Here is a 13,313-nt window from a genome sequence, read left to right as displayed (position 1 = left end):
CTCTGTGCTACCGTCCGACTTGCATGTGTTAGGCCTGCCGCCAGCGTTCAATCTGAGCCATGATCAAACTCTTCAATTTAAAGTTTGATTTGCTGCAACCAGTGCAGCGATGCTCAAGGAAAACGTCGTAATGAATTTCAATACGTGTTCACTCTTAAGACTTGATATTTTTTTGCGTCCGGAGACGCGGATATCAATCCTGCGAGTGCCCACACAGATTGTCTGATAAATTGTTAAAGAGCAGTGCAACCAGCGGGTTAACCGTCTGTTGCGAGGTGGCGTATATTACGCTTTCCTCCTTCAGAGTCAACCTCTTTTTCAGAAGTTTTTCTCCGGCGAAAACTCCGGGGAGTTTTCTGCTGAACACCGCGTTACGTAAGCCGTTGTGCCGTGTCAGTGGAGGCGCATTATAGGGAAGCTTTCGCAGAGCGCAAGTGCAAATTTAAACTTTTTTGCTGTTCGTCTGAAATTTGCACAAAAGCGCTGTTTTAACCCTTTTTAATACGGGAAGGGAGCGCCGCAAGACTCTCTATTACCCAGTCAGCCAATGCCTCGCCTTCCGGCGTAACCGGCTTACCACTGCGCACTAACACTTTCTTACCGACACCGGCGGCCTGGGCAGCCTGCATATCTTCCAGCTTATCCCCTACCATATAAGACGCAGCCATATCGATATGCAGCTCTTCTTGCGCCGCCAGCAGCATGCCGGGTTGCGGTTTACGGCAGTCGCACTGCTGGCGATACGCTTCTACCGTCGCATCCGGGTGATGTGGACAGAAATAGATCCCATCAAGGTCGACATCGCGATCGGCCAGCGACCAGTCCATCCACTCGGTAAGCTGCATAAACTGATCTTCACTAAACATGCCACGTGCGATGCCAGACTGGTTTGTCACGACAACCAGCGCAAAGCCCATCTTTTTGAGTTGCTGCAACGCTTCAATTACACCATTGATAAACTGGAAATGATCGATTTCGTGGACATAGCCGTGATCAACATTGAGGGTGCCATCGCGATCGAGAAAAATGGCCGGGACTTTATTCGCCACGTAGAAACTCCTGCTATAAACATTGCCGCTCAGTATCGCACGATTGTCATAAAAGGGAGAATGCCCGTTTACATGACTTCGATTGATTTAGACGTCTGGATGCCTTAACATCCATCCAGCTTATGCATGCTGTCCTTTATGGCAGCACACCAGACCACGGATAATGCAAGACGGCAATAAATAACGTAATGATTAAATTAGAAAATATAACCAAAGTATTCCAGCAAGGTTCGCGAACGATAAAGGCGTTATCTAACGTCAGCCTGCATGTCCCGGCCGGACAGATCTATGGCGTCATCGGCGCATCCGGTGCCGGAAAAAGTACGCTGATTCGTTGCGTGAATCTGCTCGAACGCCCTTCTTCAGGCCGCGTGTTGGTTGATGGCGCGGATTTAACGGCGCTGAGCGAACGACAGCTGACGCAGGCCCGCCGTCAGATTGGTATGATTTTTCAGCACTTCAACCTGATGAACTCCCGCACCGTCGCCGGCAATGTTGCGCTGCCATTAGAGTTGGGTAGCCTTTCTCGTGATGAAATTAAAAAGCGCGTCTCTGAGCTCCTGGAGCTGGTCGGCCTGGCGGATAAGCACGATGCCTGGCCTGCCAATCTCTCCGGCGGGCAAAAACAGCGTGTTGCCATTGCCCGCGCTCTGGCCAGTAACCCGAAAGTTCTGCTGTGTGATGAAGCCACCAGCGCATTAGATCCAGCGACCACGCGCTCAATTCTGGAATTACTGAAAGATATTAACCGCCGTCTGGGCCTGACTATTCTGTTAATTACCCATGAGATGGATGTGGTGAAACGCATCTGCGATCAGGTTGCGGTCATCAGCCAGGGTGAGCTGATCGAGAAAGACAGCGTAAGTGAAGTCTTCTCGCACCCCAAAACCCCGCTGGCGCAACAGTTCATCCAGTCAACCCTGCATCTGGATATTCCAGACGACTACCAGCAGCGCCTGTCGCCCGAAGCGGGCCCTGACAGCATGCCATTACTGCGTATGGAATTTACCGGCCAGTCCGTCGATGCACCATTGCTGTCTGAAGCAGCGCGGCGTTTCAATATCAATAACAACATTATCAGTGCGCAGATGGATTACGCCGGCGGTGTGAAGTTTGGCATCATGCTGGCGGAAATTCACGGTAGCGAAAGCGATACACAAGCCGCCATTCAGTGGCTGCAGGAACATCATGTCAAAGTCGAGGTATTAGGTTATGTCTGAAGCGATGATTGCGCTGCTGGGGCGCGGCGTCTGGGAAACGTTGATGATGACCTTTGTCTCTGGCTTTTTCGGCTTCGTTCTGGGTTTACCGGTCGGCGTACTGCTGTATGTCACCCGTCCGGGACAGATTCTTGAAAACAAAGGGCTGTACCGTGTGCTGTCCGCCCTGGTTAACATTTTCCGCTCGATCCCCTTCATTATCCTCCTTGTGTGGATGATTCCGTTTACCCGCGTCATCGTTGGAACCTCTATTGGCTTACAGGCGGCCATCGTGCCCCTGACTGTCGGTGCGGCACCGTTTATTGCCCGCATGGTTGAAAATGCCCTGCTGGAACTCCCGACCGGGTTAATTGAAGCATCACGCGCGATGGGTGCCACGCCGATGCAAATCGTGCGCAAAGTCCTGCTGCCCGAAGCCCTGCCCGGCCTTGTTAACGCGGCCACCATTACGTTGATTACCCTGGTAGGTTACTCGGCGATGGGCGGCGCAGTCGGCGCGGGCGGCCTCGGACAAATTGGCTACCAGTATGGTTATATCGGATATAACGCGACGGTGATGAATACGGTATTAGTGTTATTAGTCGTTTTGGTGTATCTCATACAATTCTGTGGCGACCGCATCGTGCGTGCTGTGTCCCATAAATAAGCAAGCAATATCACTATTAAGGAAAGGATATGTCTTTCAAATTTAAAAACATTGCCGCTGTGGGTGCATTAATTGGCGCGATTGCGCTGGCAGGATGCGATCAAAAAGCCAAAGATCCCAACCATATCAAAGTGGGCGTGATCGTCGGCGCTGAACAGCAGGTTGCCGAAGCGGCGGCCAAAGTGGCGAAAGATAAGTACGGTCTGGATGTTGAGCTGGTGACCTTTAATGACTATGTGCTGCCGAACGAAGCACTGAGCAAAGGCGATATCGATGTGAATGCGTTCCAGCACAAACCGTATCTGGATCAACAGATCAAAGATCGCGGTTACAAGCTGGTTTCTGTAGGTAACTCTTTTGTTTATCCGATTGCGGGCTATTCGAAAAAAATCAAATCGCTGGATCAACTGCAGGATGGCGCACAGGTTGCCATTCCTAACGACCCAACCAACCTGGGCCGTTCGCTGCTGCTGCTGCAGAAAGTGGGCCTGATCAAGCTGAAAGACGGTGTGGGCCTGCTGCCAACCTCGCTGGATATCGTTGAGAATCCAAAACACCTGAAGATTGTTGAGCTGGAGGCGCCACAGCTGCCACGTTCACTGGACGATCAGCAAATCGCCCTGGCCGTGATCAACACCACTTACGCCAGCCAGATTGGCCTGACGCCGGCGAAAGATGGCATCTTTGTAGAAGATAAAGACTCCCCTTACGTGAACCTGATTGTGGCGCGTGAAGACAACAAAGACGCGGAAAATGTGAAGAAATTCGTGCAGGCTTATCAGTCTGACGAAGTGGCTGACGCGGCCAATAAAGTGTTTAACGGTGGTGCCGTTAAAGGCTGGTAAGGTCGTCTGATCTTTTCCCTCAGGGCGGCTTTTAGCCGCCCTTTCTGTTATTGCCATTTGCTGACTTGTTATTTATCCGTGTCCTTGTTTCAATAACGCCACTTTTTGACACTTGAGGATGTTGCTATGCGTTTTTTACCGCTCTGCTTGTTAGCATTGATGCTGACAGGGTGTGTTCGGGAGTATCACCCAATAAGCAGCGCACCTTCTCATCCGCAGCAATCCAGCGAACCGACACGTAAGCCAACGTATCGTCCCGCCCCCGTTAAGGTGTACACCGATGCTGCCGATCTGGTGAGCAAGCCCTTCCGCGATCTGGGTGAAGTCTCCGCAGAAGATTGCCAGATGAGCAATCAGAGTTCACCGCCCAACATCGCTACCGCGCGTAAACGAATGCAGATTAAAGCCGCACAGATGAAAGCTAATGCGGTACTGCTTCACAAATGTGAAATCGTGAGCAGCACCCCGGGCTGCTACCGTCAGGCTGTCTGCCAGGGTTCGGCGCTGAAAGTCACCAGTCAATGAGTGATTTTGCCTTTGCGCAGATCGGCGTAATCCGTTCGCCGTGGAAAGAGAAGTTCGCTGTCCCGCGTCAGCCTGGTCTGGTTCAGGACGGCGGCGGCGAACTGCATCTTTTGCCGCCTTATAATCAGGCAGAGGCCGTGCGCGGCCTGGAAGACTTCAGCCATCTCTGGGTGCTGTTTGTTTTTCATCAGACCCTGGAAGGCGGCTGGCGTCCGACCGTTCGCCCGCCCCGCCTGGGCGGTAACGCGCGCATGGGCGTTTTTGCTACGCGATCGACCTTTCGCCCTAATCCGATTGGGATGTCGCTGATTGAGCTCAAAGGCATCCGCTGCGCGAAGCAACAGGTCATTCTGGAGCTGGGCAGTCTGGATCTGGTGGACGGCACGCCGGTGGTCGATATCAAGCCCTATCTGCCTTTCGCCGAAGCCCTGCCTGAGGCGAGAGCGGGTTTTGCGCAGTCCGCGCCGGAAAGCAGCATGCCTGTGCGGTTTTCGCCGCTGGCCGGGCAGCAGTTGCAGCAGTATGCGCGCTATCCCTATCTTGCCCGCTTTATCCGTGAGGTTCTTGCGCAGGATCCGCGCCCCGCTTACCGTAAAGGTGAGGAAAAGGATCGCATTTATGCCGCCTCGCTGCTTGAGTTTACTGTGCGCTGGCGCGTTGATCACGCAGGCACGGAAGTCGTGGCCATCGATCCGCGTTAAAACCCGCTTTTTAGCCGGTGATCTCACTGGTACACTAGCCGCCAGCCTATTTTTGTCCGTGAATTTCCGATCAACTGGAATTGTAATCAATGCGTACTACTCAATATCTGCTCTCTACTCAGAAAGAGACACCGTCTGACGCGGAAGTGATCAGCCACCAGCTGATGCTGCGTGCCGGCATGATCCGTAAACTGGCCTCAGGGTTATATACCTGGCTGCCAACCGGACTGCGCGTATTAAAAAAAGTCGAAAACATCGTTCGCGAAGAAATGAACAACGCCGGTGCCATTGAGATTTCAATGCCTGTGGTCCAACCCGCAGACCTGTGGCAGGAGAGCGGCCGCTGGGAGCAGTACGGTCCAGAATTACTGCGTGTTGCCGATCGTCATGAACGTCCGTTTGTGCTCGGCCCAACGCATGAAGAAGTGATTACCGATCTGATTCGTAATGAGCTGAGCTCTTATAAACAGCTGCCGCTGAATCTGTATCAAATTCAGACCAAATTCCGTGATGAAGTGCGCCCACGTTTTGGCGTGATGCGTTCGCGCGAGTTCATCATGAAAGACGCCTACTCCTTCCATACCACGCAGGAATCACTGCAGGAAACCTATGACGCGATGTACCGCGCTTATAGTCAGATCTTCAGCCGTATGGGTCTGGATTTCCGTGCCGTGCAGGCGGACACCGGCTCGATTGGTGGCAGTGCCTCACATGAGTTCCAGGTACTGGCACAGAGCGGCGAAGATGATGTGATCTTCTCAACCGACTCTGACTATGCGGCGAACATTGAACTGGCCGAAGCCGTGGCACCGGCGGGCGAACGCCCTGCGCCTCAGGAAACGATGCGTCAGATCGATACACCGAATGCCAAAACCATCGCCGATCTGGTGAATCAGTTCCAGATGCCGATTGAGAAAACCGTGAAGACGCTGATGGTCAAGGGTGCAGAGGGAAGCGGTCATGCTCTGGTTGCCTTCCTGGTCCGCGGCGATCACGAACTGAACGAAATTAAGGCTGAAAAATCGCCGCTGGTTGCGTCACCGCTGGTTTTCGCGACCGAAGAAGAGATTCGTGCCGTGGTGGGTGCTGGCTTTGGTTCGCTGGGGCCGGTCGGGTTGACGATGCCGATTATCGCAGACCGTACCGTGGCGAAGATGAGTGATTTCTGCGCCGGTGCAAATGTGGACGGTAAGCACTACGTTGGCATTAACTGGGAACGCGATCTGCCCATGGCCGAGGTTGCTGATATCCGTAATGTGGTAGAAGGCGATCTGAGCCCGGACGGCAAAGGCACATTGCAGATCAAACGTGGTATCGAAGTAGGCCATATTTTCCAGTTGGGCACCAAATACTCCGAAGCGATGAAAGCGGCCGTTCAGGGTGAAGATGGTCGTAATCAGGTCATGACGATGGGGTGCTACGGCATCGGTATTACCCGTGTAGTGGCGGCGGCGATCGAGCAGAACCATGACGATCGCGGTATCATCTGGCCTGCGGCACTGGCCCCGTTCGACGTAGCGATTCTGCCAATGAACATGCAGAAATCATTCCGCGTAAAAGAGTTAGCGGAAGAACTGTACAACACGCTGCGCGCGAAAGGCGTCGAGGTGATTCTGGATGACCGTAAAGAACGTCCAGGCGTTATGTTCGCCGATATGGAACTGATTGGCGTCCCGCATACCATCGTGATTGGCGATCGCAATCTTGATAACCAGGAGATCGAATACAAAGCCCGTCGTGCCGGTGAAAAGCAGATGATTAAGCAGGATGAGATTGTCGATTTCCTGCTCAAGGCACTGAACAAGTAAGCCTGCCATAACGCCCCTTCATGGGGCGTTTTTTTTAACGCATGGTCGACTCTGTTCTCCTGACGACCACAGGTAATTCTCTGGCCACGTCTTACAGCACTTTACCGCGCAATGCTTTGGTCTGGCTGCGCCGTGATTTCCCTTCCAGCCTGCGCGCTTTCGACGCGCGTGTCGGTCGTGTTGAGCGCCGGACTTTCTCTACCTTCGTGAGCTCCTGAATCAAATTCACCAGCCGTTGCAGCGCCGCTTCGCGGTTCATCTCCTGGCTGCGGTATTCCTGCGCCTTGATGATAATCGTCCCGTCGCCGGTAATTAAATGATGGCTGGCACTGAGCAACCGCTCTTTATAAAACGGCGGCAGGGAAGACGCGGCGATATCAAAACGCAGATGAATAGCGGTGCTGGTTTTGTTGACGTGCTGGCCCCCTGCCCCCTGCGCCCGAATGGCCGTCAGTTCAATTTCATTGTCTGGCAGCTCAACATTCCGTGACAGCGCAATCATCGTCCACCCGCCTTTGTCCGGTTCCCGTTTTTTCGCTCTGACCTGTTCATCAACTTAACCTTTCGTGCTTTATCCTGAAACGTCTGATACGGCGTAGTCCGCTACTTTAGCAGTGATTTGCTCGCTGTTCCTGCTTTCGCCTGGCTGATTTTCTTGAAATGCCTGTGATATAGTCGCAAATCAACCAGAGTATTTATGCTCTGCTGAGGAGGTGCCCGTGCAAAAATATTGTGAGTTAGTTCGCCAAAAATATGCCGAAATTGGCAGCGGAGATCTGGGCTATATTCCCGATGCCATCGGCTGCGCGCTTAACGCGCTTGATGCTATTGCCGCGAATGCTGCGCTAAACTCTTCTCTCAGGGAACAGGCGGCTTATGCCGCCGCAAACTTATTGGTGAGCGACTATGTTGATGAATGAAGCTTATAAACCCATCAATTGCGATGACTACGATAATCTGGAACTCGCCTGCCAAAAAAACTGGATGCTGTCGCTGGCGTTAAAAGATGGCGAGCAGCTAAAGGCAAAGGCCAGGGACATCCTTTCACGTAAAAACGTGGAGTATCTGGCCATTGAACTGTCCGGTGAAACGCGCGAGTTACGTCTCGATCATATTGCCAGTTTTAGCCATCCTGAACTCGGCACCGTCGTGGTCAGCGAAGAGTAATTCACTTCCCGTCGGGCGGGATGCATTCCCGCCCATCTCATCAGGGCTTTAACGAACTGTAGTACGCCGCTAAATCTGTTATCTCCTCATCGCTGAGCCCCGCAACAAACGCTTTCATCACCTCTGCCTGACCACCGTTGCGCTCTCCCTTCTTATAGGCCTGTAGCGCGTGCGCGAGATAAGCGGCGTTTTGGCCCGCCAGGCTGGGATAAAGGGGAACCGTCGCAATGCCTTTCGGACCATGGCACGCCGTACAGGCCGCCGAACGCTGTTCGCCCGCGTGAATATCGCCTGCGGCACAGGCCGGAAACAACGTAAAAAACGTTAATGCCACTATCCATTGCCTCACAACGATACTCCTGTAGGTTTGTGCCAGTGAATCTGCCAGCCCTGTGCCTCCCCTGCCGCGCCTTCACGGGTCACGAACAGGCCGGGCGCGCAAATAAGCGTTTGATTATAATAAATGAGCGGAATACGTTCCCGCTGCCATGACGGGATATGCAACCCCTGCCAGATTTTCTTCATCTCGCGCCCACCCGCGCGATCCACAATATGCACGTACCCTGTCGCGTGAAAACGCACAAATACCTGTTCCTCCGGCGTCGGTCGTCGTAGTGAAGGCATTGTATAATCGGGCTGAAGCGTGCCGATATGCTGCGGCAGGGGCAATGTCTGGTTGAGATTCTTCCAGGCGATTTCGCAGTCGCGTAACGAGTCTCTGAGCGGCAAAATATAAAGCTGCTGGCGATAACGGCGAATTTCGCTGTGGCCTAACCGTAGCCGTGGCTGGGCATCTTCACGACTCAGCATCACTTCCTGACGAATGCGGCGCAACGCATCGCGTGAGGGCATTTGCGCGCCCTGTCCGGCCAGCCAGCGACGCAGCAAAGCATTACTGCGCACTTCACTCATGGTCAGTAACGCGGAGAAACACAGGCTACCGTCCGGCTGAATCAGCGCAGCGAGTTGTTCCGCCAGCAACTCATCCAGCAGTTGCTCCTGCTCAGCACAGAGCGCCGCACTGCGCGCCGTCGCACTGGCGAAATGGGGCCAGCGTGCCACGACGGCCGGTAAGAGTTGCTGACGAAGAAAATTGCGGTCGTAACGCACATCCTGATTGCTCTCATCTTCAACCCATTGCAACTGATGCGTTTGGGCATACTGCTCTAATGACTGCCGGGAACAGCTTAACAGCGGGCGAAGCAGAGGATTTTTACCCAGAGAGCCCGCCACCGGCATGGCCGCCAGACCGGCCGGGCCACTGCCGCGTTTCAGGGCCAGCAGGACGGTTTCACACTGGTCGTCCAGGTGCTGTGCGGTAAGGAGTTTCTCATCCGCATGGAGCGCCTGGTGCAATGCCCGATAACGCGCCTGCCGCGCCGCCGCCTCAATGCCGTCGCCCTGATCGGTAACCTGCACACGAAGGATCTCGCAGGGGATCTGCCATGTTGCGCACAGGGTCTGGCAATGCGCCGCCCAGTGGTCGGCATTAGCACTGAGGCCATGATGGACATGCAGCGCACGCAACCGCGAGGCCGGATGGTGCTGTTGCCAGTCCCGCAGCTTATGCAGCAGGACGGTAGAATCCAGGCCACCGCTAAACGCCACTACCAGCGCGTCGTTTTCATTCAGCAGTGCGTCAAAATCAGACATGATAATTCCATAACTCAGGCAGTGGGACGAGCCATAAAGCCGCCAGTTTACGCCTGATACAACTCAAGCGGCAAACCATCCGGGTCAGCAAAAAAGGTACAGGGTTTCCCGGTAAGCGCGTCAATGCGAATGGGTTCGCATGTCACGCCCTGCGTGTCCAGATAGCGCACCGCGGCTTCCACGTCCGGCACGCTGAAAGCCAGATGGCGAAGGCCACAGGCTTCCGGCTGACTGACCCGGGCGGGCGGGTGTGGAAAGGAAAACAGCTCAATGGTGTACTGACCGTTTAACGCCAGATCGCCTTTCCACGAATCGCGCGCTTCGCGGTAGTGCTCACTTTGCAGTTCAAATCCCAGTATGTCGCAGTAAAAGGCTTTACTGCGATGATAATCTGACGCAATGATGGCGATATGGTGAATGTGCGTTAGCTGTAGCATGTTTGCTCCCTGTTGGTCCTTCATTCCTGTTCCCCGCTCTGTTTCAGTACACGTACCCGATATTCACCTTCATCGGTTAGCGTCGCGCCGTGAATATCTGTCTCAAAGCCAGGATAGTGGCGCCCAATGCTACACAGCATGAGCAGGAAGTCGAGCACGGCGCGGCTTTGTTCTGTGATCATTTCGCCAGGCATCACCAGCGGTACACCGGGAGGATAAGGCAATATCATGTTGGCAGAGATACGCCCCACCAGCTCATTCATGTTTACGGTCTCAATATTGCCTTTCACCTGCTGCTGAAACGCCTGATGCGGCGTCATTTTCATCTCAGGTAAGACATCAAAGGCTTTCAGCATCAGACGCGGCAGGTCATGTTGCTGAATCAGGCGATGAATCCCCTGCGCCAGCGTCTGGATGCGCATCGTGCGGTAAAAGTCGGGATCTTCCGCATACAGATCCGGCAGCATGTTTTTTACGCGCAGATTCAGGTCGTAGGCGCGCTTAAATTCGGTTAATCCACGCAGCACGCTCATCGCCTTGGTCTTGTCGATGCCAATACTGAACAGGAACAACAGGTTATACGGACCGGTCTTTTCCACCACAATCCCACGCTCATCAAGGAATTTCGCCACCAGCGCAGCGGGGATCCCCTCTTCGGCCATTTCACCTAACTCGCTCATGCCCGGTGTAAGAATGGTGACTTTGATCGGATCGAGATACATATGATCGCGATCGGCCTGGGTGAAACCATGCCACGCTTCGTCTCCCGGCTGGATCGGCCAGCACTGCGCTTCATCCACATGCTCTGGTTGCCAGATATCAAAGAACCAGCTGTCCGACTCTTCGCGCAACCGCTGTATTTCACGACGAAAATGTAACGCGCGCTCGACTGACCGATTGATGAGCCTTTTCCCCGGATTCCCCCGCAGCATGGCGGCGGCTGTTTCAATAGAGGAAACAATCGCGTAATTGGGCGATGTGGTGGTGTGCATCATGTAGGCTTCATTAAAGGTTTGTTCGTCGTACTCGCCTTTGATGTGAATTAATGAGGCCTGCGAAAAGGCAGCCAGCAGTTTATGCGTGGACTGGGTTTCATAAATCACCTTGCCTGGTATCCGCTCACCGCTCATGCCGCTTTTCCCCTCATAGATAGGGTGAAAATTGGTGTAAGGCACCCAGGCCGAATCAAAGTGAATCGAAGGGACGTCGAGCGTTTGCTTGATGTACTGCGTGTTATAAAGCAAACCGTCGTAGGTCGAGTTAGTAATTACTGCATGAACGGGCCAGCTGGCGCGCGGCGTGGCAGCCACTTTCTGTTCAATGCTGGCACGGGTAAATTCTTTTTGCGGAATGCCGCCCAGAATGCCTAAGGCATTGCGTGTGGGTTTTAGCCAGACAGGAATCAGATCGCTCATCATCAGCAAGTGGGTAAGCGACTTGTGGCAGTTGCGGTCAACCAGAATCGTGCTGCCTGCCGGCGCGGCATACATGCCCACGATCTTGTTCGAAGTCGAGGTGCCGTTAGTCACCATATAGCTCTGTTCCGCACCGAACGTGCGGGCGATGTACTCTTCGGCCTCAAGATGTGGTCCGGTATGATCCAGCAGCGAGCCCAGCTCAGTCACCGAAATCGAAATATCCGACTTAAGCGTATTCGCGCCAAAGAAGTCATAGAACAAACAGCCCACCGGACTTTTCTGGAAGGCCGTCCCGGCCATATGGCCCGGAGTGCAGAACGTGTACTTTCCCTCTTTCACATAGGTGAACAATGCTTTGGTTAACGGTGGTGTAATGTGGTCGAGGTAATCATCCGTGTACTGGCGGATATGTAAGGCGATATCGTCGGCCGCATTCAGCGCGTACTCAAAAAAATGCAGCGGTAGCCGCATCTCATTGATGCTGATATCCATTTGCGAGTGGGTATTAATAAAGGCATACAGGGGCAGGTATTCATTGAGCTGATTAATTTCACCGCACAGCTCAGGGCTGTTGTGCTCATCCCAGTCAAAAATCACACCGCTGATACGGGGATTGTGTTCAATCAGTTTGAGAAGATCATCTGTGTTTTTAGGCCGTATGAGCTGAAAACCTTGCTGACTCAGTGCTACATCCAACTCGCGTAACGGTTCATCTTTGTAAAACACGCCATGCGCGCCCATGATCGCCAGAATATTCAATGCACATCTCCCTGATTGTTGAGGCATTGAGTAAGCATAGCGAATTACGCCACGAAACCGCAGTCAGATTCGTGGCATAAAAAAAGCGGACCGGAGTCCGCTTTTACGTCACAGCACTGAATCAGGCGTAGCCATAACTCATCAGACGCTGATAACGGCGATCTAATAATTCTTCGGTGCTTAACCCTTCCAGGTCAGCCAGATCGGCCAGCAGTTGCTGTTTTAGCGTCTGCGCCATTTCTACCGGATGGCGATGCGCGCCGCCCAGTGGCTCAGGGATGACCGAATCAATCAGCTTAAGCTCTTTCAGACGCGGCGCGGTAATGCCCATCGCTTCTGCGGCCAGCGGCGCTTTATCGGCGCTTTTCCACAGAATAGAGGCACAGCCTTCCGGTGAAATGACCGAATAGGTGCTGTACTGCAGCATGTTCACTTTGTCGCCCACGCCGATAGCCAGTGCGCCACCCGAACCGCCCTCACCGATAACGGTACAGATAACCGGTACTTTCAGGCCTGACATTTCGCGCAGGTTGCGTGCGATAGCTTCAGACTGACCGCGCTCTTCCGCGCCCACGCCCGGATACGCACCCGGCGTGTCGATAAAGGTGATGATAGGCATTTTAAAGCGTTCGGCCATTTCCATCAGGCGCAACGCTTTGCGATAGCCTTCCGGTGCCGGCATACCAAAATTACGGCGAATCTTCTCTTTAGTTTCGCGCCCTTTCTGGTGACCGATGATCATCACAGGACGGCCGTCGAGGCGGGCAATCCCGCCGACAATCGCTTTGTCATCCGCATAAGCGCGGTCACCCGCAAGCTCATCGAAATCGTCAAACGCATTGCGCACATAATCAAAGGTATAAGGACGTAATGGATGTCGCGCCAGTTGGGCGATTTGCCATGCGCCCAAATCGGCGAAGATTTTACGTGTCAGCTCAACGCTTTTCTCGCGCAGACGCTTAACTTCTTCGTCGAGATTGACGTGTTTATCGTCCTGACGACCAATCGAGGTAAGCGAATCAATTTTTGCTTCCAGTTCTGCGATTGGCTGTTCAAAATCCAGGTAATTAAGACTCATAATGTTC

Annotated in this window: 15 protein-coding genes and 1 rRNA gene; 8 read left to right on the top strand and 8 right to left on the bottom strand. The window is 53.5% G+C overall.

The genetic code is table 11. The annotated features are described in order from the left end of the window. Positions 1 to 79 (bottom strand): 16S ribosomal RNA (locus C7434_RS13860); the annotation flags it as partial. Between the two features lie 409 nt (positions 80 to 488). Next, positions 489 to 1,049, bottom strand: a complete 561-nt coding sequence (gene gmhB, locus C7434_RS13855) for a D-glycero-beta-D-manno-heptose 1,7-bisphosphate 7-phosphatase (RefSeq protein WP_133745550.1) — start codon at positions 1,047 to 1,049, stop codon at positions 489 to 491. Positions 1,050 to 1,237: 188 nt separating this feature from the next. Between gmhB and metN the strand changes: the two genes are divergently transcribed. The 6 genes from metN to proS all read left to right on the top strand — a co-directional run bounded on the left by metN (position 1,238) and on the right by proS (position 6,794). Then, positions 1,238 to 2,269 (top strand): methionine ABC transporter ATP-binding protein MetN, encoded by a 1,032-nt coding sequence (metN, locus tag C7434_RS13850; protein ID WP_033740329.1) that lies wholly within the window; start codon positions 1,238 to 1,240, stop codon positions 2,267 to 2,269. Next, the gene (locus C7434_RS13845) at positions 2,262 to 2,915 is read left to right on the top strand and encodes a methionine ABC transporter permease MetI (RefSeq protein ID WP_006117788.1); all 654 of its coding nucleotides are present in this window, start codon (positions 2,262 to 2,264) and stop codon (positions 2,913 to 2,915) included. The genes metN and C7434_RS13845 overlap by 8 nt, the downstream gene beginning before the upstream one ends. Before the next feature lie 29 nt (positions 2,916 to 2,944). Further along, positions 2,945 to 3,760 carry a MetQ/NlpA family lipoprotein gene (locus C7434_RS13840; RefSeq protein ID WP_033740328.1) on the top strand — a complete coding sequence of 272 codons (816 nt, stop codon included), beginning with the start codon at positions 2,945 to 2,947 and terminating at the stop codon, positions 3,758 to 3,760. A 126-nt stretch (positions 3,761 to 3,886) separates the two neighbouring features. Continuing rightward, a complete protein-coding gene (gene rcsF, locus C7434_RS13835) occupies positions 3,887 to 4,285 on the top strand; it encodes an Rcs stress response system protein RcsF (RefSeq protein WP_006117786.1) in 399 nt (132 codons plus the stop codon). Next, positions 4,282 to 4,986 (top strand): tRNA (N6-threonylcarbamoyladenosine(37)-N6)-methyltransferase TrmO, encoded by a 705-nt coding sequence (gene tsaA / locus C7434_RS13830; protein WP_033740326.1) that lies wholly within the window; start codon positions 4,282 to 4,284, stop codon positions 4,984 to 4,986. Before rcsF ends, tsaA begins: the two co-directional genes overlap by 4 nt. An 89-nt stretch (positions 4,987 to 5,075) precedes the next feature. Next, on the top strand, positions 5,076 to 6,794 hold the full coding sequence (gene proS, locus C7434_RS13825) for a proline--tRNA ligase (RefSeq protein ID WP_033740325.1): 1,719 nt from the start codon (positions 5,076 to 5,078) through the stop codon (positions 6,792 to 6,794). Positions 6,795 to 6,885: 91 nt separating this feature from the next. Here the strand turns inward: proS and arfB are convergent, their stop codons facing one another. Then, a complete protein-coding gene (gene arfB / locus C7434_RS13820) occupies positions 6,886 to 7,296 on the bottom strand; it encodes an alternative ribosome rescue aminoacyl-tRNA hydrolase ArfB (RefSeq protein WP_006117783.1) in 411 nt (136 codons plus the stop codon). A gap of 217 nt (positions 7,297 to 7,513) precedes the next feature. Here arfB and C7434_RS13815 point away from each other — a divergent pair, with 217 nt between their 5' ends. Both C7434_RS13815 and rof read left to right on the top strand, forming a co-directional pair. Next, positions 7,514 to 7,714 carry a YaeP family protein gene (locus C7434_RS13815; protein ID WP_033740323.1) on the top strand — a complete coding sequence of 67 codons (201 nt, stop codon included), beginning with the start codon at positions 7,514 to 7,516 and terminating at the stop codon, positions 7,712 to 7,714. Further along, a complete protein-coding gene (gene rof / locus C7434_RS13810) occupies positions 7,701 to 7,961 on the top strand; it encodes a Rho-binding antiterminator (protein WP_033740322.1) in 261 nt (86 codons plus the stop codon). The genes C7434_RS13815 and rof overlap by 14 nt, the downstream gene beginning before the upstream one ends. A gap of 40 nt (positions 7,962 to 8,001) precedes the next feature. Here rof and C7434_RS13805 read toward each other — a convergent pair whose 3' ends face one another. The 5 genes from C7434_RS13805 to accA form a co-directional block, all read right to left on the bottom strand. Continuing rightward, positions 8,002 to 8,310 carry a cytochrome c gene (locus tag C7434_RS13805; RefSeq protein WP_033740321.1) on the bottom strand — a complete coding sequence of 103 codons (309 nt, stop codon included), beginning with the start codon at positions 8,308 to 8,310 and terminating at the stop codon, positions 8,002 to 8,004. Then, a complete protein-coding gene (tilS, locus tag C7434_RS13800) occupies positions 8,307 to 9,614 on the bottom strand; it encodes a tRNA lysidine(34) synthetase TilS (RefSeq protein WP_133745549.1) in 1,308 nt (435 codons plus the stop codon). The genes C7434_RS13805 and tilS overlap by 4 nt, the downstream gene beginning before the upstream one ends. Positions 9,615 to 9,661: 47 nt before the next feature. Continuing rightward, a complete protein-coding gene (locus C7434_RS13795) occupies positions 9,662 to 10,051 on the bottom strand; it encodes a VOC family protein (RefSeq protein WP_033740319.1) in 390 nt (129 codons plus the stop codon). 20 nt (positions 10,052 to 10,071) lie between these two features. Beyond that, entirely contained in the window at positions 10,072 to 12,228 is a 2,157-nt protein-coding gene (locus C7434_RS13790; RefSeq protein ID WP_058708986.1) for a lysine decarboxylase LdcC, read from the bottom strand. Positions 12,229 to 12,349: 121 nt separating this feature from the next. Beyond that, positions 12,350 to 13,306 carry an acetyl-CoA carboxylase carboxyl transferase subunit alpha gene (accA, locus tag C7434_RS13785; protein ID WP_033740317.1) on the bottom strand — a complete coding sequence of 319 codons (957 nt, stop codon included), beginning with the start codon at positions 13,304 to 13,306 and terminating at the stop codon, positions 12,350 to 12,352. Between the last annotated feature and the right edge of the window lie 7 nt (positions 13,307 to 13,313).

The organism is Pantoea sp. PNA 14-12 (genome assembly GCF_004364735.1).
In the GTDB taxonomy this organism is placed as follows: Bacteria; Pseudomonadota; Gammaproteobacteria; order Enterobacterales; family Enterobacteriaceae; genus Pantoea; species Pantoea stewartii.
The sequence above is the reverse complement of the archived record's forward strand: the minus strand, read 5'-3'. Positions and strand labels throughout refer to the sequence as shown.